General features: G+C 53.6%; 21 protein-coding genes. 6 read left to right on the top strand and 15 right to left on the bottom strand.

Going from position 1 to position 22971, the window contains the following annotated elements:
* Positions 1 to 35: 35 nt before the first annotated feature.
* The 7 genes from asnB to nagB all read right to left on the bottom strand — a co-directional run bounded on the left by asnB (position 36) and on the right by nagB (position 6873).
* On the bottom strand, positions 36 to 1700 hold the full coding sequence (asnB, locus tag H7R56_RS17085; protein ID WP_106924678.1) for an asparagine synthase B: 1665 nt from the start codon (positions 1698 to 1700) through the stop codon (positions 36 to 38).
* A 269-nt stretch (positions 1701 to 1969) separates the two neighbouring features.
* Positions 1970 to 2722 (bottom strand): HAD-IIA family hydrolase, encoded by a 753-nt coding sequence (locus tag H7R56_RS17080; protein WP_106924677.1) that lies wholly within the window; start codon positions 2720 to 2722, stop codon positions 1970 to 1972.
* Between the two features lie 85 nt (positions 2723 to 2807).
* The gene (locus H7R56_RS17075) at positions 2808 to 3212 is read right to left on the bottom strand and encodes a type II TA system antitoxin MqsA family protein (RefSeq protein ID WP_106924676.1); all 405 of its coding nucleotides are present in this window, start codon (positions 3210 to 3212) and stop codon (positions 2808 to 2810) included.
* Position 3213: 1 nt separating this feature from the next.
* Complete coding sequence (locus tag H7R56_RS17070; RefSeq protein WP_106924675.1) at positions 3214 to 3513, bottom strand: type II toxin-antitoxin system MqsR family toxin; 300 nt, start codon at positions 3511 to 3513, stop codon at positions 3214 to 3216.
* A gap of 123 nt (positions 3514 to 3636) precedes the next feature.
* Positions 3637 to 4857: a DNA-binding transcriptional regulator NagC gene (nagC, locus tag H7R56_RS17065; protein ID WP_182928313.1), complete on the bottom strand. Its 1221-nt coding sequence runs from the start codon at positions 4855 to 4857 to the stop codon at positions 3637 to 3639.
* A gap of 8 nt (positions 4858 to 4865) precedes the next feature.
* Positions 4866 to 6014 (bottom strand): N-acetylglucosamine-6-phosphate deacetylase, encoded by a 1149-nt coding sequence (gene nagA / locus H7R56_RS17060; RefSeq protein WP_106924673.1) that lies wholly within the window; start codon positions 6012 to 6014, stop codon positions 4866 to 4868.
* A 58-nt stretch (positions 6015 to 6072) separates the two neighbouring features.
* Entirely contained in the window at positions 6073 to 6873 is an 801-nt protein-coding gene (gene nagB, locus H7R56_RS17055; RefSeq protein WP_106924672.1) for a glucosamine-6-phosphate deaminase, read from the bottom strand.
* A 341-nt stretch (positions 6874 to 7214) separates the two neighbouring features.
* On the opposite strand from nagB, the gene nagE reads away from it, so the two are divergent.
* The 4 genes from nagE to chiQ all read left to right on the top strand — a co-directional run bounded on the left by nagE (position 7215) and on the right by chiQ (position 13253).
* The gene (gene nagE / locus H7R56_RS17050) at positions 7215 to 9164 is read left to right on the top strand and encodes a PTS N-acetyl glucosamine transporter subunit IIABC (protein WP_106924670.1); all 1950 of its coding nucleotides are present in this window, start codon (positions 7215 to 7217) and stop codon (positions 9162 to 9164) included.
* Between the two features lie 186 nt (positions 9165 to 9350).
* Entirely contained in the window at positions 9351 to 11009 is a 1659-nt protein-coding gene (glnS, locus tag H7R56_RS17045; protein ID WP_106924669.1) for a glutamine--tRNA ligase, read from the top strand.
* Positions 11010 to 11457: 448 nt separating this feature from the next.
* Positions 11458 to 12864: a chitoporin ChiP gene (chiP, locus tag H7R56_RS17040; protein ID WP_106924668.1), complete on the top strand. Its 1407-nt coding sequence runs from the start codon at positions 11458 to 11460 to the stop codon at positions 12862 to 12864.
* Positions 12865 to 12914: 50 nt separating this feature from the next.
* Complete coding sequence (chiQ, locus tag H7R56_RS17035; protein WP_106924667.1) at positions 12915 to 13253, top strand: ChiQ/YbfN family lipoprotein; 339 nt, start codon at positions 12915 to 12917, stop codon at positions 13251 to 13253.
* A 121-nt stretch (positions 13254 to 13374) separates the two neighbouring features.
* On the opposite strand, the gene fur is transcribed toward chiQ, so the two are convergent.
* The 4 genes from fur to ybfF form a co-directional block, all read right to left on the bottom strand.
* The gene (gene fur / locus H7R56_RS17030; RefSeq protein ID WP_106924666.1) at positions 13375 to 13827 is read right to left on the bottom strand and encodes a ferric iron uptake transcriptional regulator; all 453 of its coding nucleotides are present in this window, start codon (positions 13825 to 13827) and stop codon (positions 13375 to 13377) included.
* A 292-nt stretch (positions 13828 to 14119) separates the two neighbouring features.
* Positions 14120 to 14650 (bottom strand): flavodoxin FldA, encoded by a 531-nt coding sequence (fldA, locus tag H7R56_RS17025; RefSeq protein WP_064548295.1) that lies wholly within the window; start codon positions 14648 to 14650, stop codon positions 14120 to 14122.
* Positions 14651 to 14800: 150 nt separating this feature from the next.
* Entirely contained in the window at positions 14801 to 15094 is a 294-nt protein-coding gene (gene ybfE, locus H7R56_RS17020; RefSeq protein WP_106924665.1) for a LexA regulated protein, read from the bottom strand.
* A 129-nt stretch (positions 15095 to 15223) separates the two neighbouring features.
* Complete coding sequence (gene ybfF, locus H7R56_RS17015; protein ID WP_106924664.1) at positions 15224 to 15988, bottom strand: esterase; 765 nt, start codon at positions 15986 to 15988, stop codon at positions 15224 to 15226.
* 182 nt (positions 15989 to 16170) lie between these two features.
* Between ybfF and seqA the strand changes: the two genes are divergently transcribed.
* Both seqA and pgm read left to right on the top strand, forming a co-directional pair.
* Entirely contained in the window at positions 16171 to 16743 is a 573-nt protein-coding gene (gene seqA, locus H7R56_RS17010; protein WP_106924663.1) for a replication initiation negative regulator SeqA, read from the top strand.
* 38 nt (positions 16744 to 16781) lie between these two features.
* The gene (pgm, locus tag H7R56_RS17005; protein WP_106924662.1) at positions 16782 to 18422 is read left to right on the top strand and encodes a phosphoglucomutase (alpha-D-glucose-1,6-bisphosphate-dependent); all 1641 of its coding nucleotides are present in this window, start codon (positions 16782 to 16784) and stop codon (positions 18420 to 18422) included.
* Positions 18423 to 18494: 72 nt separating this feature from the next.
* Here pgm and H7R56_RS17000 read toward each other — a convergent pair whose 3' ends face one another.
* From H7R56_RS17000 to speFL, 4 genes are all read right to left on the bottom strand, one after another.
* Positions 18495 to 18968 carry a pyridoxamine 5'-phosphate oxidase family protein gene (locus H7R56_RS17000; RefSeq protein ID WP_106924661.1) on the bottom strand — a complete coding sequence of 158 codons (474 nt, stop codon included), beginning with the start codon at positions 18966 to 18968 and terminating at the stop codon, positions 18495 to 18497.
* A 62-nt stretch (positions 18969 to 19030) separates the two neighbouring features.
* Positions 19031 to 20347, bottom strand: coding sequence for a putrescine-ornithine antiporter (gene potE, locus H7R56_RS16995; RefSeq protein ID WP_106924660.1), 1317 nt, complete (start codon positions 20345 to 20347; stop codon positions 19031 to 19033).
* Positions 20344 to 22539 (bottom strand): ornithine decarboxylase SpeF, encoded by a 2196-nt coding sequence (gene speF, locus H7R56_RS16990; protein WP_106924659.1) that lies wholly within the window; start codon positions 22537 to 22539, stop codon positions 20344 to 20346. Before speF ends, potE begins: the two co-directional genes overlap by 4 nt.
* Positions 22540 to 22782: 243 nt before the next feature.
* Positions 22783 to 22887, bottom strand: coding sequence for a leader peptide SpeFL (gene speFL / locus H7R56_RS16985; RefSeq protein ID WP_106924658.1), 105 nt, complete (start codon positions 22885 to 22887; stop codon positions 22783 to 22785).
* Between the last annotated feature and the right edge of the window lie 84 nt (positions 22888 to 22971).

Raw genomic sequence — 22971 nt, 5'->3', positions numbered from 1 at the left:
CGCCATCGGGGGGCTTTTTTACTTAAGCGGCAATCTTATTTATAAGCCGACTGGTGCACGCCTACCGCACGGCCTGACGGATCGTCCATGGTTTTGAACGCTTCGTCCCACTCGATGGCTTTTGCGGAAGAGCAGGCAACGGATGGGCCGCCCGGTACGCACTCCGCAGCGCTCGGCACCGGGAACAGCTCTTCAAAGATTTCACGGTACAGGTAGCCTTCTTTAGAGGTCGGCGTGTTGTACGGGAAGCGGAAGTGCGCGGTTTGCAACTGCTGGTCAGTCACCTGCTTAGCCGCCACTTCTTTGAGCGTATCAATCCAGCTGTAGCCTACGCCATCAGAGAACTGCTCTTTCTGGCGCCACGCCACGCTTGCCGGCAGATAGGACTCGAAGCATTCACGCAGCACGTGTTTTTCCATTTTGCCGTTGCCGCACATTTTGTCCTGCGGGTTGATACGCATGGCCACGTCGAGGAATTTTTTATCCAGGAACGGTACGCGCGCTTCCACGCCCCAGGCGGACATCGCTTTGTTGGCACGGGCGCAGTCGTACATATGCAGCGCCTGCAGCTTACGCACGGTTTCTTCGTGCAGCTCTTTGGCGTTTGGCGCTTTGTGGAAGTACAGGTAGCCGCCGAACACTTCGTCAGAACCTTCGCCAGACAGCACCATCTTGATGCCCATCGCTTTGATTTTACGCGACATCAGGTACATCGGCGTTGAGGCGCGAATGGTGGTCACATCGTAGGTTTCAATGTGATAGATAACATCGCGAATCGCATCCAGGCCTTCCTGCACGGTGAAGTGAATTTCATGGTGCACGGTGCCAAGGTGGTTAGCTACTTCCTGTGCGGCTTTCAGGTCCGGAGAACCTTCCAGACCGACGGCGAAGGAGTGCAGCTGCGGCCACCAGGCTTCAGAGCGTTCCTGATCTTCTACGCGACGGGCGGCGAATTTTTTGGTGATCGCGGAGATAACCGAAGAATCCAGACCACCGGACAGCAGTACGCCGTAAGGAACGTCGGACATCAGGTGACTTTTCACCGATTCTTCCAGCGCCTGACGCAGTTCATTTTTATCGGTCACGTTGTCTTTGACGGCATCGTAGTCGAACCAGTCACGCTGATAGTACTGACGAATCTCACCGTCTTTGCTCCACAGGTAGCTACCTGCCGGGAACTCTTGAATAGTACGGCATACCGGGGTCAGCGCTTTCATTTCAGAAGCAACGTAGAAGTTCCCGAATTCGTCATGGCCCATGTACAGTGGGATGATACCGATATGATCGCGGCCAATCAGATAGGCGTCTTTTTCGCTGTCGTACAGCGCGAAGGCGAACATACCCTGCAGGTCGTCGAGGAACTCAGGGCCTTTTTCCTGGTACAGCGCGAGGATCACTTCGCAGTCTGAGCCGGTCTGGAACTGGTAACGGTCAGCGTATTCCGCACGCAGCGCCTGATGGTTGTAAATTTCGCCGTTGACCGCCAGAGCGTGCGTTTTCTTTTCGTTATACAGCGGCTGCGCGCCGGCGTTGACGTCAACAATCGACAGGCGTTCATGGGCCAGAATCGCTTTGTCGCAGGCATAAATACCGGACCAGTCCGGGCCACGGTGACGCATCAGGCGGGAGAGCTCAAGCGCCTTTTTACGCAGCTCGCCCGCGTCAGTTTTAATATCCAGTACACCGAAAATAGAACACATAGACTTCTCCGTTAACCCTGTGGTGTTGTGCTGCAAAAGTGTGTGGCATTCGCCTTCGTTGAGATAAAAAATGCCGCAAAGGGGGGCGCGGTGCAAGCGTTTTAGCCGCTGTGGGATAAAAAGTGCAACAGGAGTTATTGGATGTTGAAAAATGGTGATTCTATAAGCGAAGTTTTTGACGATTATTCAATAATTCGTGCTTTTTATTAGATGGTGTGATTTTAATGGCGGGTAAATGCAAAAAACCACGTCCGGGGACGTGGTTTTGTTTAGATAATATCGATTTCCGCGACTGACGGATAAATCCAGGATGGCCTGAATGGCATATTGTCGATGTCATCAACGGTAGAGACGCCAGAGAGGACCAGAATCGTTTCCAGCCCGGCCTGGAATCCGGCCAGAATATCGGTGCGTAGATTATCGCCAACGATCACCGTTTGCTCTGAGTGCGCCTGCATCTTGTTAAGCGCGGCGCGAATGATCCACGGACTTGGCTTGCCCACGACGAAGGGTTTGCGGCCAGAGATTTTTTCAATGCCTGCGCACAGCGCGCCGCATGCCGGATAGTATCCGCGCCCGTGCGTGTCGGGGTTCGTGGCGATGAAGCGTGCACCATTGGCCACGAAGAACGCCGCTTTGTGCATCATTTCCCAGTTAAACGAGCGGGTTTCGCCAACGATAACGAAGTCCGGGTTGACGTCAGTAATGGTGAATCCGGCTTTATACAGTTCATGAATCAGTGCGCCTTCGCCCACCACATAGGCTTTTTTCCCTTCCTGACGACGCAGAAAATCGGCCGTGGCCATGGCGGAGGTATAAAACACGCTGTCAGGAACGTCGATGCCGGCGGTCGCGAAACGGTTTGCTAAATCCTGGCCCGTCTGTGAAGGGTAGTTGGTCAGGCAGAGAAACGGCATACCTTTATCCAGCACGCGCGCGACGAACTCTGCCGCGCCCGGCACCGCAACGTTATCGTGCATCAGCACGCCGTCAATATCACAGATTACATTCTGAATGGTCATGGACTACCTGGCGTTTGTTTTAAAGAGGCGTAATTATACACGTTATCCTTCAGGCTGCCTTGTCGTTGGCCTGTTCTCTCATTCTTTACGCTTGTTTTCTCAGCTCTTCGAACCATTCAGGATGTTTTTCTAAGGTCTTAAACAGCAGAATGAGTGGCTTGGGGGGCGCAATTCGCCCCGTTTCATAACGGCTAAAGGCGTTTGCGCCGCCGCCAAATATTTCTGCTGCCTGGCGCTGATCGAGTTCCAGACTTTTTCGTACGCGGGCGATGAACGCAGGGTCAACCTCACGAGCATTGACCTGGCGGTTAAATTCCACCATGCCAGCCATATACGCATCGCCTTCACCTTTGCCAAAGATAATTTCACCGCAGGCGTCACAGTACTGGCCTTTTACGCCGTAAAAAGTTGTTTTATTCCCTTTGTATTCATAGGGGATATTGCGACATTCATGCTTGAGTTCCGCACCACCACAAAGAGGACATTTCATGCTATAGCTCCTTAAATGACACTATCAGGAGGTTGCCTGATACGATGAATTTTATGTATAGAGGCTGCCCTCTGTAGATCGGGCGATAGACCTCATGCCAGATGGTGTGGTCATGATGCGCCGTCATGCTTTTGTAAAAATCGCTGGTGTTCAGTGCCATAACAACCTCAAGGAGGTCCTGTTTTGACCGAAATCCGATTTGAGACGCGCTGATTAACGCTGTATTTGTGATGCTGACAAGACCATTACGGGCCATGTTTTTTAGGATGCTTAAGCGGGTATGCGGCGTTCTCTTTTCCATAAGATTAACCTAAATGCCAAATTTGGCAAATAGGTTAATGGAGGCGAGCGGTGTGTCCAGATACGCTGATATAAAGATTTGCGCCACATCAACAGTTGCAACGCATTACTTGCCGGTTTGCGACTACCCTTCCAGCAAATGCTGTAGCAGGATACCGTTCAACATCGCGCGTTTGACCAGCGCAAAAGCGCCGATAGCCGAGCGGTGGTCGAGGGTTGAACGCACAACCGGTAGATTCTTGCGAAAGGCCTTTAAAACCTGCGTGTTGATGCAGCCTTCAATGGCGGGCAACAGTACGCGGTCGGCCTCGATGATTTCACCGGCAATCACCACTTTCTGCGGGTTAAACAGGTTGATGGCAATGGCGATGGTTTTTCCCAGATGGCGACCAACGTGTTCAATGACTTCGGTCGCTAGCGGGTCGCCTTTATTGGCGGCTTTGCAGATGGTTTTGATATGGCAGTCATCAAGCGTAACCCGGCTCTGATAGCCCTGTTCGAGCAGATGACGTACGCGTTGTTCGATAGCGGCGTTGGCGGCAACGGTCTCCAGACAGCCGAAGTTGCCGCAGTGACAGCGTTCACCGAGCGGGTCGACCTGAATATGACCAATTTCACCGACGTTACCATTACGGCCGATAAAAATGCGCCCGTTGGAGATAATGCCCGCACCGGTGCCGCGATGCACGCGCACCAGAATGGAGTCTTCACAGTCCTGGCTTGCACCAAAGTAGTGCTCGGCCAGCGCCAGGCTGCGGATATCGTGACCGACAAAGCAGGTCACTTTAAAACGTTTTTCCAGCGCTTCAACCAGCCGCCAGTTCTCTACCGGAATATGCGGCATATAGCGAATCACGCCGCTCTCCGGGTCAACCAGACCGGGTAAAATGACGGAAATCGCAATCAGCTCGCGGATTTTACGCTGGCACGATTCAATAAAGGTGGCGATGGTATTAAGCAGCGCATGTTCCAGCGTCTCCTGGGTGCGCTCCGGCAGCGGATAATGTTCTTCTGCGACGGCTTTACTGCTCAGATCGTACAGCGTCAGCGTCGTGTCGTGACGGCCCAGGCGCACGCCAATCGCGTGGAAGTTGCGGGTTTCGGTGATGATAGAGATAGCGCGGCGGCCTCCGGTGGAGGCCTGCTGATCGACTTCTTTGATCAGCCCGCGTTCAATAAGCTGACGCGTGATTTTGGTCACGCTGGCGGGAGCAAGCTGGCTTTGCTCGGCAATCTGAATACGCGAGATTGGCCCATGCTGGTCAATCAGGCGGTAAACGGCCGCGCTGTTTAGCTGTTTTACGAGGTCAACATTACCAATTTGAGCTTGTCCGCCTGATGTCATACTTTCTCTTACTTAGTAACGACCTCGTTGCCATTAACGATGGTCTTGATGATGTTAAAGTCGTGCGTAAATGCGGTCAGGTTCGCGACTTTGCCTGGCCCAATGCTGCCAAGGCGTTTGTCGACGCCAATGGCGCGGGCAGGGTAGAGCGTCGCCATGCGCAGCACTTCGTCCAGCGCGATATTCGCGTGCTCGACCAGATTGCGTACACCTTCGATCATCGTCAACGATGAGCCGCTGAGGGTACCGTTCTCATCTACGCAGAGCCCATTGCGGTAGTATATTGTTTTACCGGCAAAAATGAACTGCTCAATATTGGCACCTGCCGGCGCGGTGGCGTCGGTGACCAGGCACAGCTTATCGCCTTTCAGGCGCTTGGCGTTACGGATATTAATAAAGTCGACGTGCAGACCGTCGGCGATAATTCCGCAGTAAATTTCGTTGGCATCGAGAATGGCGCCGGTCAGGCCTGGTTCACGGCCGGACATATACGGCATCGCGTTAAACAGATGCGTAGCAAAGGTAATACCCGCGCGGAAACCGATGCGCGCTTCTTTCGCCGTGGCGTTAGAGTGACCGGCAGAAACCACGATACCGGCATTTGCCAGCGCGGTAATGACTTCCGGTTCTACCATTTCGGGTGCCAGGGTGACTTTGGTGATGACGTCGGCGTTATCGCAAAGGAATTTCACCAGCTCAGCATCCGGCTTGCGCACGAAGTCCGGATTGTGGGTGCCTTTTTTCACCAGGTTCAGCCACGGGCCTTCAAGGTGCAGGCCCAGCGCCTGGTTCGGGTGTTTAGCGAGATACTCACGCATCACGCGCACGCCCTGTTTCATCAGATCGTCGCTGGTGGTGATAAGCGTCGGCAGGAAGTTTGTGCAGCCCGACTTTTCGTTGGCTTTTTGCATAATTTCCAGCGTTTCAACGGTAACCGCCTCGGCGGTATCGTTGAACTGTACGCCGCCGCAGCCGTTAAGCTGAACGTCGATAAAGCCCGGGGCGATAATGGCGCCATTAACGGAACGCTGTTCGACGTTCGCGGGTACATCAGCCAGTGGGCAAACACGTTCAATAAGGCCATTGGCGATGATAATCGCATGGTCATCCAGAATTTCGTGACCGGTAAAGATCCGGCCATGGGTTAATGCATACATTACGACCCCCGGTATTCAAAAAATGTTGTCCCGCGACGGATCGCGGGACGATAATACATTACAGACCTTTAATATTTTCAGCTTCTAATTCAGTGAAATATTTCAGGGTCTTCACCTTCAGTTCCATCGTGGACGGTTCGTCACAGACGATCAGTGATTTCGGGTGCAGCTGCAGACAGGTAATGGTCCACATGTGGTTAACGTTGCCTTCTACCGCCTGCTGCAGCGCCAGCGCTTTCGTTGCGCCCTGCACCAGAATCATCACTTCTTCGGCATCCAGCAGAGTACCCACGCCCACGGTCAGCGCATATTTAGGCACCAGCGCTACGTCGCCATCGAAGAAGCGAGAGTTGGCTACGCGCGTTTCGTGAGTCAGCGTTTTGATACGGGTACGCGAAGAGAGCGAAGACGCTGGCTCGTTGAACGCGATGTGACCGTCGTTACCCACGCCGCCCATAAACAGGTGGATTTTACCGTAAGAGCGGATTTTTTCTTCGTAGCGGCGGCATTCGGCATCCACGTCCGGCGCGTTACCGTTCAGCAGGTTGATATTTTCTTCAGGAATATCGATGTGATCGAAGAAGTTACGGTGCATGAAGCTGTAGTAGCTTTCCGGATGCTCTTTCGGCAGGCCAACATATTCGTCCATGTTGAAGGTGACGACGTGCTTGAAGCTAACCTGGCCCGCTTTATGCATTTCGACTAAGACTTTATAAGTCGCCAGCGGGGTACCGCCGGTTGGCAGGCCGAGGACAAACGGGCGGTCGGCGGTGGGTTTAAACGCATTGATGCGGTTAACGATGTGGCGAGCAGCCCATTTGCCGACTTGTTCAGCGTTAACGAGAGGAATCAGTCTCATTCTTCACCTCAAAATGTAAAATGTAAGAAGTTGGCGGATGGCGTCTCCGTGCACTCTCTAAGCGTAACCTGTTTGCATCGATAGGGAGCAATCCGTTTTGATTTTTTGAATGATAAAATAAGTTTTCAGTGTTAGCCAGTAAAAGGGAGTGGTGATAACAATATTTGGTGACTGTAGTCACAAAAAACACGTGTTTAATTTGCGATACGAATTAAACTTTCACACACTCTGATGCCTGAACAGGTGTGTATGCAGTTTACAAGACATCACAGTGTCATGCTTTTTTACACAATAAAAAATGGCTTAAATGAGCCGTGTCGGGGTCTCGTAGGGGGAATAAGATGAATATTTTAGGTTTTTTCCAGCGACTAGGTAGGGCCTTACAGCTCCCTATCGCCGTGCTGCCGGTGGCGGCGCTGTTGCTGCGATTCGGTCAGCCAGATTTACTGAACGTTGCGTTTATTGCGCAGGCCGGTGGGTCTATCTTTGATAACCTGGCGCTAATCTTCGCTATCGGTGTGGCATCCAGCTGGTCGAAAGACAACGCGGGTTCGGCAGCGCTGGCGGGTGCAGTAGGTTATTTCGTATTGACCAAAGCAATGGTTACCATCAACCCAGCGATTAACATGGGGGTACTGGCCGGTATCATCACCGGTCTGGTTGCGGGGGCGACGTACAACCGTTGGGCGGGCATCAAACTGCCTGACTTCCTGAGCTTCTTCGGCGGTAAACGTTTCGTGCCGATCGCCACCGGTTTCTTCTGCCTGGTGCTGGCTGCTATCTTCGGCTACGTGTGGCCGCCGGTGCAGAACGCCATCCACGCAGGTGGTGAATGGATCGTGGGCGCTGGCGCACTGGGCTCCGGTATCTTTGGTTTCATTAACCGTCTGCTGATCCCAACCGGTCTGCATCAGGTGCTGAACACTATCGCCTGGTTCCAGATTGGTGAATTCACCAACGCGGCGGGTGCGGTCTTCCACGGTGACATTAACCGCTTCTATGCGGGTGACGGCACTGCGGGGATGTTCATGTCCGGCTTCTTCCCGATCATGATGTTCGGTCTGCCGGGTGCGGCGCTGGCGATGTACTTCGCAGCACCGAAAGCACGTCGTCCGATGGTTGGCGGTATGCTGCTGTCCGTCGCGGTCACTGCGTTCCTGACCGGTGTGACCGAGCCGCTGGAATTCCTGTTCATGTTCCTGGCACCGGTACTGTACCTCCTGCACGCGATTCTGACCGGCGTAAGCCTGTTTATCGCTACGCTGCTGGGTATTCACGCGGGCTTCTCCTTCTCCGCTGGCGCCATCGACTACGTGTTGATGTACAGCCTGCCGGCAGCAAGTAAGAACGTCTGGATGCTGGTGGTAATGGGTCTGGTGTTCTTCGTTATCTACTTCGTACTGTTCAGCGTGGTTATCCGCATGTTTAACCTGAAAACGCCGGGCCGTGAAGATAAAGACGACAGCGTGGTAACTGAAGAAGCAAACAGCAACACCGAAGAAGGCTTGAACCAGCTGGCCACTAACTACATTGCCGCCGTAGGGGGCACTGACAACCTGAAAGCGATTGACGCCTGCATTACCCGTCTGCGCTTGACCGTTGCTGACTCTGCGAAAGTGAACGATGCCGTATGTAAACGTCTCGGCGCCTCCGGCGTAGTGAAACTGAACAAGCAAACCATCCAGGTTATCGTGGGTGCGAAAGCGGAATCTATCGGCGACGCCATGAAGAAAGTGGTTGCGCGTGGCCCGGTTGCCGCAGCGGCAGCGGACAGCGCTGCACCGGCAGCACCGGCGGCGGCAAAACCGCAGGCTGTGGCGAATGCCGCAACCGTAGAAACCCTGGTTTCTCCGATTACCGGTGATGTGGTGGCGCTGGAGCAGGTACCTGATGAAGCGTTCGCCAGCAAAGCGGTTGGTGACGGCGTCGCGGTGAAACCGACGGACAAAATTGTCGTTTCCCCGGCTGCGGGCACCATTGTGAAAATCTTCAACACTAACCATGCGTTCTGTCTGGAAACAGACAAAGGTGCGGAAATCGTTGTCCATATGGGTATCGATACCGTTGCGCTGGAAGGGAAAGGCTTTAAACGCCTGGTTGAAGAAGGTGCGGAAGTGACGGCAGGCCAGCCTATCCTGGAAATGGATCTGGACTTCCTGAACGCGAACGCGCGTTCAATGATTAGCCCGGTGGTGTGCAGCAACAGCGATGATTTCGGCGGCCTGGTGATTAAGGCTGAAGGTCACGTCGTTGCAGGGCAAACGCCGCTGTATGAGATTAAAGGTAAGTAATCGCTCCTGAGTAAAGTAGATTAATGCCTTAAGCGGCGGGGGGAGATCCTCCGCCGCTTTTTTTTGTCGTAAATCCCCCCATATACACCAGAGAGACGCCATTTTTGTGCAACTAATAGTTGTCTCTTAGCGCCGCTTATAAGATCATGTGCCGTTATACGTTGTTTACGCTTTGAGGAATCCAAGATGAGTGAGGCTGAAGCCCGCCCGACTAACTTTATTCGTCAGATCATTGATGAAGATCTGGCTACCGGTAAGCACACCACGGTGCATACCCGTTTTCCGCCAGAGCCGAATGGTTATCTGCACATCGGCCATGCGAAATCCATCTGCCTGAACTTCGGCATTGCGCAAGACTACCAGGGCCAGTGCAACCTGCGTTTCGATGACACCAACCCGGTCAAAGAAGACATCGAATACGTTGACTCCATCAAAAATGACGTCGAGTGGTTAGGTTTTCACTGGTCTGGCAACGTTCGCTATTCCTCAGATTACTTCGATCAGCTGCACGCATACGCGGTAGAGCTCATCAATAAAGGCCTGGCCTACGTTGACGAGCTGACCCCAGAACAGATCCGCGAGTACCGCGGCACGCTAACCGCACCGGGTAAAAACAGCCCGTTCCGCGATCGCAGCGTGGAAGAGAACCTGGCGCTGTTCGAAAAAATGCGTACCGGCGGCTTTGCGGAAGGTACCGCCTGTCTGCGCGCGAAAATCGATATGGCGTCGCCGTTTATCGTCATGCGCGATCCGGTGCTGTACCGCATTAAGTTTGCCGATCACCACCAGACCGGCACCAAGTGGTGCATCTACCCGATGTACGACTTTACCCACTGCATCAGCGATGCCCTGGAAGGCATTACCCACTCGCTGTGTACGCTGGAATTCCAGGACAACCGTCGTCTGTACGACTGGGTGCTGGACAACATTTCCATTCCGGTTCACCCGCGTCAGTATGAATTCTCGCGCCTGAATCTGGAATACACCGTGATGTCCAAGCGCAAGCTGAACCAGCTGGTCATGGAAAAACACGTAGAAGGTTGGGATGACCCGCGTATGCCGACCATCTCCGGTCTGCGTCGTCGTGGCTACACCGCCGCGTCCATCCGTGAGTTCTGTAAACGCATCGGCGTGACCAAGCAGGACAACACCATTGAGATGGCATCGCTGGAATCCTGCATTCGCGAAGATCTGAACGAAAATGCGCCGCGCGCGATGGCGGTTATCGATCCGGTTAAGCTGGTTATCGAAAACTACCCGCAGGGCGAAAGCGAAATGGTCGCCATGCCTAACCATCCGAATAAGCCGGAGATGGGCAGCCGCGACGTGCCGTTCAGTGCGGAAATCTGGATCGATCGCGCCGACTTCCGTGAAGAAGCGAACAAACAGTACAAGCGTCTGGTGATGGGCAAAGAAGTTCGCCTGCGTAACGCCTACGTCGTGAAAGCAGAACGCGTGGAGAAAGATGCTGAAGGCAATATCACCACCATCTTCTGCACCTACGATGCCGATACCCTGAGCAAAGATCCGGCCGATGGTCGCAAGGTGAAGGGCGTTATTCACTGGGTGAGCGCCGCGCATGCGCTACCGGTAGAAATTCGTCTGTATGACCGTCTGTTCAGCGTGCCGAATCCGGGCGCTGCGGAAGACTTCCTCGCGGTGATGAACCCTGAGTCGCTGGTCATCAAGCAGGGCTATGCCGAACCGTCTCTGCAGGCCGCAGAGGCCGGTAAAGCGTATCAGTTTGAGCGTGAGGGGTACTTCTGTCTCGACAGCCGCTACACCACCGCGGATAAGCTGGTCTTTAACCGTACCGTCGGTTTACGTGATACCTGGGCGGGCTAAGCTCACTCAGCAGAATAAAAAACGCCGCTTTTGCGGCGTTTTTTTTTACGCCAGAAACCGGAGGGTAATTTTATCCCCGTATCGTTCATGATGACTTATCATTTCGCAGAGCGAATTAATAGTAATATCCTGGGTCTGATACGTTCGTTTTTTTTTACAACTCCCATCACACATTCTGAATGTAAACGGTCTCATTAACATTCCACTCAGGCCCCGCAAGGGCTGGCGTGGATAAATGTTAATAACGCATTACGTTACACATTGAAACCAAATATGTGCGCTTTGTCATAATCCTGCACTCTTGTTGCGGAAAAGGATTGATAATTCGCGTCGCGAAAAATAGTCTATCCGTGTACTAAATATCTTTTTCCAGAAGTTCATTTTTTTTAAGTTTTATTTTTTGCCTCTGCTTTGCGGCGGCATTTTAAAAGTCAAAGAGGATATAACTATGCGTACGTTTAGTGGCAAACGTAGTACGCTGGCGCTGGCTATCGCCGGTGTGACAGCACTCTCAGGTTTTGCAATGACCCCGGAAGCCAAAGCGGAAGGGTTTATTGATGATTCAACATTGACCGGTGGCGTCTATTACTGGCAGCGTGAACGTGACCGTAAAGATGTGACCGACCACGACAAATATAAAACCAACCTTTCCCACTCCACCTGGAACGCTAACCTTGATTTCCAGTCTGGCTATGCGGCTGACATGTTCGGTATTGATATTGCGGCGTTTACCGCAATTGAAATGGCGGAAAGCAGCGAAAGTGGCCACCCGAACGAAATTGCCTTCTCGTCGAAAAACAAAGGTTACAGCGAAGATTACAGCGGCGATAAGAGCGGTATCAGCCTGTATAAAGCGGCAGCTAAATTTAAACTGGGCCCAACCTGGGCACGTGCCGGTTACATTCAGCCAACCGGTCAAACCCTGCTGGCGCCGCACTGGAGCTTTATGCCGGGTACCTATCAGGGTGCTGAAGCCGGGGCGAATTTCGACTACGGCGACAACGGTGCGCTGAGCTTCTCGTACATGTGGACCAACGAGTATAAAGCGCCGTGGCACCTGGAGATGGACGACTTCTATCAGGCCGATAAGAAGACCAAGGTTGATTATCTGCACTCCGTTGGCGCGAAATATGATTTCAAAAACAACCTGGTGCTGGAAGCGGCATTCGGTCAGGCGGAAGGGTATGTTGATCAGTACTTCGCCAAAGCCAGCTACAAGTTTGATATTCCTGGCGGCCCGCTGACCACCAGCTACCAGTTCTACGGTACGCGCGACAAGGTTAACGACGGCAGCGTAAACGATATCTATGATGGCACCGCCTGGCTGCAGGCGCTGACATTCGGCTACAAGCTGAACGAAGTCTTTGACTTCCGCCTGGAAGGGACCTGGGTTAAGGCCGACGGTCAGCAGGGTTACTTCCTGCAACGTATGACCCCGACCTACGCATCGTCCAACGGTCGTCTGGATATCTGGTGGGATAACCGTTCTGACTTCAACGCCAACGGCGAAAAGGCGGTCTTCTTCGGTACCATGTATGACCTGAAGAACTGGAACCTGCCGGGCTGGGCAGTAGGGGCTTCCTATGTTTATGCATGGGATGCGAAGCCAGCGACCTGGCAGAGCAACCCGGATGCTTACTACAACAAAAACAACACTATCAGAGAGTCTGCATACAGTCTGGATGCGATGTACACCGTACAGGAAGGCCGCGCGAAGGGTACGCTCTTCAAACTGCACTTCACTCAGTATGACAACCACTCCGATATCCCGAGCTGGGGCGGTGGTTACGGCAACATCTTCCAGGATGAGCGCGACGTGAAATTCATGGTTATCGCTCCGTTCACTATTTTCTGATGCATGATGCGGCAGGGGGAGACCTCTGCCGCCGCTAAGAGGCTCATCGTATGAAAAAACTGATTATGGTTGCTCTGATGGCCGCAGGGCTGACCGCCTGTGTTCAGCCGCCAGCGCCAAAAGAAGACAGCAAGCTGAAGGATGCCTACAGCGCCTGTATCAACACCGCGCAGGGTAATCCGGATAAAATCGAAGCCTGCCAAAGCGTGCTGAACGTGCTGAAACAAGAGAAGCAGCACCAGCAGTTTGCTAACCAGGAAAGCGTGCGCGTGCTGGATTATCAGCAGTGCATTCAGGCAACCCGTACCGGTAACGACCAGGCGGTAAAAGCCAAATGCGATAAAATGTGGCAGGAAATTCGCAGCAACAATACTCCTGCGCAAAAATAAATATTCCGCCACGCTAATAACTGAAAAAACCGCTGCTTGCAGCGGTTTTTTTATGGCCAATATCTGACGGCAGGCGAAAAAAAACCAGCGGATAGCGCTGGTTTTTAACGAAGACGACGCGTTATTTTTCTACGGCGTCGTGAGCGTGTTCATCTTCACGGCAGTCGCCTTCAGCGCAGTGGCCGTACAGATAAAGACTATGGTTAGTCAGGCGAATACCGTGCTTCGCGGCGATTTCACGCTGGCGAGCTTCAATGGAATCATCGCTAAACTCGATCACTTTCCCGCAATCAAGGCAGATCAGGTGATCGTGGTGATGCTGCTGGGTCAGTTCGAAAACGGATTTGCCGCCTTCAAAGTTATGACGGGTAACGATGCCAGCATCGTCAAACTGGTTCAGGACGCGGTAAACCGTCGCCAGACCAATTTCTTCACCCATGTCGATCAGGCGTTTGTATAAGTCTTCCGCACTGACATGGTGGTTGTCCGGCCCCTGAAGCACTTCCAGGATCTTTAACCGTGGAAGTGTGACTTTCAGGCCAGCCTTCTTTAATGCGGTATTATTGTCAGTCATGCGGAATCTGTCCTGTTGCTAAACGATTAACTTCCATCAGCGAAAGTATCACAGAGAATTCACCCGTTTTAATGCGTCTCATTATAGAATGACCCTATTGAAATGAAAACAGCAAGACTTGGGTAAACTAAGCTTTCAAAAACGAGGCTTCATCGACAAACTCCCGATGAGACCGCGCTAAATCAGAAGATATTGTACAGGTATGCGCTAAAAAGTTAAAAAAATGTAGCTATTATTTTGATTGCTTTTACCTATTAATGAGGCGCAATTTCATAATTGCGCCTCATTATCATCAGGCGTTTTTAATTTCGTCCAGGTGCAGTTCTTCCGCGACCTGTTTAACCCATTTTTCAACGCGCTCTGCGGTCAGCTCCGGCTGACGATCTTCGTCAATGGCCAGACCGACAAAGTGGTCGTCATCGGCCAGACCTTTAGAGGCTTCAAAATGGTAGCCCGCGGTCGGCCAGTGGCCGACGATGGTGGCGCCGTTTGGTTCAATGATGTCACGGATGGTGCCCAGCGCATCGCAGAAGTATTCCGCATAATCTTCCTGATCGCCGCAGCCGAACAGCGCAACCAGCTTACCGTTGAAGTCCACTTCTTCCAGTGATGGGAAGAAATCATCCCAGTCGCACTGTGCTTCACCGTAGTACCAGGTCGGGATACCCAGCAGCAGGATATCGTAGCCCGCCAGGTCTTCTTTGCTGCTCTTGGCAATGTCGTGAACGTCTGCGACATCTTTACCAAGCTGTTTTTGAATCATTTTTGCGATATTTTCGGTGTTCCCGGTGTCGCTACCGAAGAAGATGCCAACGATTGCCATGAGTAAAATAACCTCTTGAAACTTAATGATATGGTGGTGGCTTATTGCCCACAGATAAGGGCAATCATAGCAGAACAGAGAAGCGTGCGGAAACAGCTATCGTGCCGGACTGCACACTCTGCTACATGAAAGTGTGTTCTGGGGGATTTTTCAGACGTTCCCCTGTCCGTGCAACAGGGCTAACTGGCTCATCAGAATTTCTTCGATGAGTTCGCTACGGCTCATGTCACGGGCAGTTGCCAGCTCGTTAAGCGCATCAACGGCGTCGCTGTTCAGTTTGAGCTCGACGCGCTTAAGCCCGCGAACTTTATCGCGTTTGAGCTGATTGCGCTTATTAATGCGGAGCTGTTCGTCACGCGAAAGCGGATTGGTTTTGGGTCTTCCCGGCCGACGCTCATTTGCGAACAAATCTAATGTCGTACGGTCCGTTTGTTCTTTTGCCATGGTTCAGAGTGACTTCGGGGAAACAAGCTACCGGGCGGTGCCCGATGCAGACAGCGCGCAATCATACAACAGTGGGGCCCGCACGCCAACGACCACGGCCATTCTGACGCGCGGTCGATGCATTTTTAATCACTCTGCGAGGTAGCGGCGGATGGCACGCAGTACCGCATCCGGTTTTTCCGCGTGCACCCAGTGTCCTGCACCGGCAATGACGTGCGCTCTGGCCTGCGGGAACTGGGCGAGCAGATCGGCGCGGTAGGCTTCCGTAACGTACGGCGAGTTGCCGCCGGGAATAAACAGTGCCGGATGATCCCAGGCCGGAATGGCCTCCCAGCCCACGATATGCGGGTATTGTTCCCACAGCACCGGTACGTTAAAGCGCCAACCGCCGTCAACGAACGACTTCAGCAGGAATTGAATGACGCCCTCTTGATGCAAATACTCGCGCATGACCGTTGCCGCTTGTTGGCGAGTGGCAACTCCGGCGCTGGTGACGGCGTTAATGGCGGCAAAAATCTCATCGTGACGGCGCACGTGGTAGTCCACCGGCGCAATATCGATCGCGACCAGGCGGTCAATCCGCTCCGGAGCCAGCGCGGTCATCGCCATGACGGCTTTACCACCCATGGAATGGCCAATCAGCGTGGCTTTTTCAATCTGGTTGGCGTCCAGGGTATCCAGCAGATCCTGCGCCATGGCCGGATAGTTCATCTCGTCGGCGCGAGGAGACAATCCGTGGTTACGCATATCGACCTGAATGATGTCGTGGTCAGAAACCAGGTCACGCGCCAGGATGCCCAGGTTATCCAGGCTGCCGAACAGGCCGTGAACCAGAACGATGGGGGAATTATTGTGCAGGTTTTGTGCAGTTTGCGCTCGGAAATTCAATTTCATAGCAAAGTTCTTTTTTTCGCATTGTCGGGTTAGGGTATCATGTTGAGCATTCTAACGCGCAGGGGGAAGTGAGGAACTCATCCGAATTTTGCCGTCCCCCTGGTTTGGCGCTACCCGCTGTTGGGTTTTGACTTTATAATCCCAATAAACTGTATACAGAAAAATAATTGCACCGGATTAAGATGAAAACGATCGAAGTTGATGACGAGCTCTATCGCTATATTGCAGCCCACACTCTGCGCATTGGCGAGAGCGCGTCCGACATTTTACGGCGTATGCTGAAATTCTCCGCCGCTTCCCAGCCGGCAGCCGCTGCTGTCGCGCCGGTCGTCAAAGCCGAACCCGTTGCCGCTCCGGCTCCGGCGGCTACCCCCGTTGCTGAGGTAAAAGCGGTCAAAACCGCCAAAGATAAAGTTCGCGCCATGCGCGAGCTGCTGCTTTCTGACGAATACGCTGAGCAGAAAAAGGCGGTAAATCGCTTTATGCTGGTGCTGACCACGCTCTATTCGCTGGACAACCAGGCGTTCGCCGAAGCCACCGAATCCCTTCACGGCCGTACCCGCGTCTACTTTGCCGAAAATGAGCAAACGCTGCTGAAAAACGGCAACCAGACCAAACCGAAACAGGTTCCGGATACGCCATACTGGGTTATCACTAATACCAATACGGGCCGTAAATGCAGCATGGTCGAACACATCATGCAGTCAATGCAATTCCCGGCGGAATTGATTGAAAAGGTTTGCGGTACCATCTAATACTGACAATCTAACCCTTGCATAAGAAGGACCAGGCAATGGCAAACCATACCCGTGCGGGTCAACCCGCACAGCAGAGTGATTTGATCAACGTCGCTCAACTGACTGCGCAGTACTACGTGCTGCAGCCGGACGTGAGCAATGCGGAACATGCGGTGAAATTCGGGACCTCCGGTCACCGCGGTAGTGCAGGTCGTCACAGCTTCAATGAAAAGCATATTTTGGCCATTGCCCAGGCGATTGCTGAAGAGCGCGCGAAAAACGGAATTTCGGGCCCATGCTTCGTCGGGAAGGATACGCACGCGCTCTCTGAGCCGGCGTTTATCTCCGTTCTTGAAGTGTTAGCCGCCAATGGGGTGGATGTTATTGTGCAGGAAGACAATGGTTTCACGCCGACACCGGCGGTTTCCAACGCTATCCTGGTACACAATAAAAAAGGCGGCCCGCTGGCTGACGGCATTGTGATTACGCCGTCCCACAACCCGCCGGAAGACGGTGGCATCAAGTACAACCCGCCAAACGGTGGTCCGGCTGATACCAACGTCACTAAAGTGGTTGAAGACCGCGCCAATGCGCTGCTCGCCGCCGATCTGGCTGGCGTTAAGCGTATTTCTTATGATGCCGCGCTGGCCTCGGGTCACGTGAAAGAAGTGGATCTGGTGCAGCCGTTTGTTGAAGGGCTGGCGGATATCGTCGATATGGCGGCTATCCAGAAAGCCGGTCTGACGCTGGGCGTCGATCCTCTCGGCGGCTCCGGTATTGAATACTGGAAACGTATCGCGAAGCACTACAACCTGAACCTGACTATCGTCAACGATCACGTTGACCAGACGTTCCGCTTTATGCACCTCGACAAAGACGGCGCTATCCGTATGGACTGTTCCTCCGAGTGTGCGATGGCTGGCCTGCTGGCGCTGCGCGATAAGTTTGATCTGGCGTTCGCCAATGACCCGGACTACGACCGTCACGGTATCGTGACTCCGGCAGGGCTGATGAACCCGAACCACTACCTGGCGGTGGCCATCAACTACCTGTTCCAGCACCGTCCTCAGTGGGGCAAAGAGGTCGCGGTCGGTAAAACGCTGGTCTCTTCCGCTATGATTGACCGCGTGGTGAACGACCTGGGGCGTAAGCTGGTAGAAGTACCAGTGGGCTTCAAATGGTTTGTTGACGGTCTGTTTGACGGTAGCTTCGGCTTTGGCGGTGAAGAGAGCGCGGGCGCGTCTTTCCTGCGTTTCGACGGCACGCCGTGGTCAACCGATAAAGACGGCATCATCATGTGCCTGCTGGCGGCAGAAATTACCGCCGTTACCGGTAAGAATCCGCAGGAGCACTACAACGAGCTGGCCGCACGCTTCGGTGCGCCGAGCTACAACCGTTTGCAGGCTAGCGCAACGTCCGCACAGAAAGCGGCGCTGTCTAAGCTCTCTCCGGAAATGGTAAGCGCCAGCACGCTGGCGGGCGATCCGATCACCGCTCGTCTGACGGCTGCGCCGGGTAACGGTGCGTCAATCGGCGGTCTGAAAGTCATGACTGACAACGGCTGGTTCGCTGCGCGTCCGTCCGGTACGGAAGATGCCTACAAAATTTACTGCGAAAGCTTCCTTGGCGCTGAGCATCGTCAGCAGATCGAGAAAGAAGCGGTTGAAATTGTTAGCGAAGTACTGAAAAACGCCTGATGGCGCTTCGCTTATCTGGCCTACGTCTCCTGTAGGCCTGTACTCTGAGGAGCCGAAAGGCTCCTTTTTTGATCACGCGGTGTGCTGATGGCAGGTTAAGGTCTGGCAATCGAGACGCACGACGCAAACAGCCTTCATCATGTCCTCCCGATAGTCAAAGGATTGCCCCGGCGCCGACTGACGCATGATCGCGTCCAGCCCGCGTATCATCTCTTCACGGTCATGTAAGATAGTCGCCCGGCCGCTGGCGATGATACTGGAATACGCGAAGCTAAAATCACAGGCCTCTGGTGCCGGAATTAACCCGTGATCGCCATCGATTTCAAGGCTGATGTGCGGGTCTTTACGCAGTAAACGCATCTTTTTTCCGGTGCGGGCACCGTGGAAAAAGAACGTCCAGCGTTCGTCCTCATAGGTATAACCAAAGTTGACCGGCACAATATACGGGCTGCGCTCGTCGTTAAGCGCGATGCGGCAAATTTGCTGGCGTTGAATCAGGGGAATGATTTTTTCTGCGGTGCTGATGATGCGTTCGGGATTGCTCATGATGGCTGTCTTATCACAAAGAAGGGGCCGGGCTGCAGGGGGACTACAGCCCGGCCGGATGATTAACCGTGTTTGTTTTTCAATTCAAAGCGCGGTGATACCAGACCATACAGCGTCCAGCCGAGGAAGGTCACGATGGAACCGTACAGCATCGCTTCTTCGCCGGAAGAGAACAGGGCGTAGAAGCTGTACATCGCGCCGATAAACGCCACGATGTTAGCCATACGCGCTTTGCCCGCCGGTACGTTTGCCATCCGCTGGATAATCGCCAGCGCCGCCATCGACAGGATGTACGGAATGATGTTGGTCACCACCGCCAGGTTAACCAGTACGTTAAACTGGTTGTTCAGCGACGGGCTGATGGTCATCAGCGATAGGCCAGACTGAATAATCACAATCACCAGCATGCCTTTCACCGGTGCATCTGCATGGCTGACCTGTGAAAAGACTTTCGGGAAGTAGCCTTCGTCCGCAGAGGATTTGAAGACCTGGGCGATGGTGAACTGCCAGCCGAGCAGCGAACCGCAGCAGGACATCACCATCAGCGCCATGATCACTTTACCGACTTCCGGCGTGAACATCTGCGCAAAGGCCAGGCCAAACGGTGCGGTTGAGTTGGCCAGATCCATGTTTGGCACAATCCCGGCAATCACGTTGGTGGAAATGATGTAAATCACCGCAGCCCCCAGCGTCCCGCCGAGTACGGCGATCGGGACGTTACGTTCCGGGTTTTCAACCACGTCGGCGTTGGCGCAGGCCGATTCCAGACCGAGGAAGGCCCACAGCGTCATGGCGATAGACGAGCCAACGGCGCTAAAGAACGGTACATGATGCGGGTTCCAGGATTCGACATACATGGTCGGGCTGAACCAGAACCAGCCGATGACGCACAGGCCGACAACCGGGATAATCACCCCCCAGACGGTAATGCTGCTGATCTGCCCGGTAATACGTGCACCGCCAAAGTTGGCGACCGTACAGATCCACAGGACACCGATGGTGGCCAGCCCGATTTGCACCGGGCTCAGCGTGGCACCGAAGAGCTCGGTGCCGTAACCCACAGCGGAGATAGCAATCGCCACGTTGGCAATCAGCAGTGAAACCCCGTAGGTATAGTTGGCCATAAAGTTGCCAGACTTACCAAAGGCATACTCGGCGTAGCCGCCCATGCCCCCGGATTTCTTACTGAACATCCCGCACTTAGCGAAGGCCCAGGCCAGCGCCATCGAACCGACGGCGGTGACCAGCCAGGAGATAATGGAGATGGTGCCGACTTCAGCGAGTTTGGTGGGCAGCATAATGATACCGGAGCCCATCATGTTCACCATCGTCAGGATGGTGAGCTGAACAACACCCATCTTATTTTTGGCTGTGCTCATAATTTCTCCCCTTTCAGCAGCGCCGGTTGCGGCTGCTGAGTCTTAATCACGTTGCACCACACTTCTTTGCGGCCATCATGTTCCTGGATATATACCCCTTGCAGTTCTGGCGCGAAGCCCGGCAGCAGGTTGATCCCTTCTTCCAGCGCTTTGAAGTAGCGCAGTACGGAATCACCCCAGATTTCGCCCGGGACAACGCACAGCACGCCAGGAGGATACGGCAGAGCACCTTCTGCGGCGATTTTGCCTTCCGCCATGGACAGCGGCACCAAATCGACTTCGCCACGGATATAAGCGAAGTTGGCTTCCTGCGGGTTCATGCTGACGCGCGGGAAGTGTGATTTACGGAACATCTCTTTCTGCAGCTGTTTCACGTTATGGCGGGCGTACAGGTTATGCATTTCCTGGCACAGTTGGCGCAGGGTGTAGCCTTCGTAACGATCTTTATGCTGCCCGTACAGCGACGGCAGAACGTCTTTCAGCGGCGCATCGGCTTCCAGCAGCGTTTCAAAGCGCACCAACAGCGCAACCAGCTGCTGCAGTTTGGCCATATCTTCGGCCGGTGTCAGCAGGAACAGGATAGAGTTGAGGTCGCATTTTTCCGGCACTACGCCGTGCTCACGCAGGTAGTTCGCCAGAATGGTTGCCGGTACGCCGAAGGTGTCGTATTCGCCGTTGCCGTCAATCCCCGGCGTGGTCAGCAGGAGTTTGCAAGGGTCGACGAAATACTGATGTTCGGCGTAGCCTTCAAAACCATGCCAGCGTTCGCCCGGTACGAAGTGGAAGAAGCGCAGATCGTTAGCAATCTGCTCGGTCGGCCAGGACTGCCACGGTTTGCCGTCAACGTCGTTAGGCACAAACGGGCGAATATGGCGGCAGTTGTCGAGAATCAGCTTACGTGCTTCGATACCGTTCGCGACGCAGTCCATCCACATATTGCGGCCGGCCTGGCCTTCATGCATTTTGGCGTTCACGTCCAGTGCGGCAAACAGCGGGTAGAACGGGCTGGTGGACGCGTGCATCATAAAGGCGTTGTTCAGACGTTTGTGCGGAACATAACGCTGCTGGCCTTTAATATGGCTGTCTTTTTTATGGATCTGCGAGGTCTGGGAGAAACCAGCCTGCTGTTTATGCACCGACTGGGTGACCAGAATACCCGGATCGTTCTCGTTGAGTTCAAGCAGCAGCGGCGAGCAGTCGGCCATCATCGGAATAAACTGTTCGTAGCCTACCCACGCGGAGTCGAACAGGATGTAATCGCACAGGTGACCAATTTTATCAACGACCTGACGTGCGTTGTAAATGGTGCCGTCGTAGGTCCCTAACTGAATGACCGCCAGACGGAACGGGCGCTCGTTGCGCGCGCGGTTCGGTGCAACTTCGGCAACCAGCTCACGCAGGTAGCGTTCTTCGAAGCAGTGGGCATCAATACCGCCGATAAAGCCGTACGGGTTACGTGCGGTTTCCAGATACACCGGCGTTGCACCAGCCTGCAGCAGCGCGCCGTGGTGGTTTGATTTGTGGTTATTACGGTCAAACAGCACCAAATCGCCCGGGGTCAGCAGCGCATTCAGCACCACTTTGTTAGACGAAGAGGTCCCGTTCAGTACGAAGTAGGTTTTATCCGCGTTAAAGACTTTGGCTGCGTGCTGTTGGGCAATGCACGGTGCGCCTTCGTGGATCAGCAGGTCACCCATCGCGACGTCGGCGTTGCACAGGTCAGAGCGGAAAAGCGTTTCACCAAAGTATTCAACGAATTGGTTACCGGCAGGGTGACGGCGGAAGAATTCACCGCCCTGGTGCCCCGGGCAGTCAAATGCGCTGTTGCCCTGTGCTACGTAGTCGACCAGTGCGCTGAAGAACGGCGGGCGCAGATTCACTTCATATTTGTGCGCAGCGGCTTCCAGCTGGCGGCCGTAGAAGTCGTTACGGGTTTCATCGTGCTCAAATACCCCTTGAATACGTGAGAGATATTCAGAAGGAACGATTTGATCTTTATTAATAGCAATGAAGACGGGCAGGTTATAACCCGTGGCATCTATTTCATCGAGTTTACCGCACTCAACGTCTTCAATTGATAATACGGCGGCCGCGACATCAATAAAGTGGGTGTCACAGGTGTTGATAATACTGCGCTGGGTAGTAAAGCAGTCCGGGCATGAACGACTTACGGCAATTTTTAATTCAGACATTTTTCGACTCTTCATTTTAGGTAATAGCAGTCCGTCAATTACTCGAAAGAGAAATTGATATCGCCGGAAAAAAAGCAAGACGATCCCGCTGACAATAAAATCAGGGCGTTGCTTTTTTCAGAATATGGCAAACCCAACCGGTCCGGTGGCCGGAAGAAACAGGTTTGTCAGAGCGAGCGCTGGCAGCAGGCGGTATGCCTGTATTTACAAGGAAATACTGCGAGGCGCCCGAAGTCGGAAGACTTATCGGGCGTTAAAGAAGTGAAAGTCGAAGCTATTACGGTGGGCAAACATCATAATATGTGTTGTCCGCCGGATATGGGGCATTTGTCGGTTATTGTTTTCCATTTCGTATCCCTCCGATGAATATCTTAAGGCGGAGTCATTTTATCTCTGATAAGGCGTAAAACTGTGAGGTTGATCAACAATAGG

Origin of the sequence: Klebsiella sp. WP3-W18-ESBL-02 (assembly GCF_014168815.1) — a bacterium.
GTDB lineage: Bacteria > Pseudomonadota > Gammaproteobacteria > Enterobacterales > Enterobacteriaceae > Kluyvera > Kluyvera ascorbata_B.
This window is presented reverse-complemented; position numbering and strand designations above follow the sequence as displayed.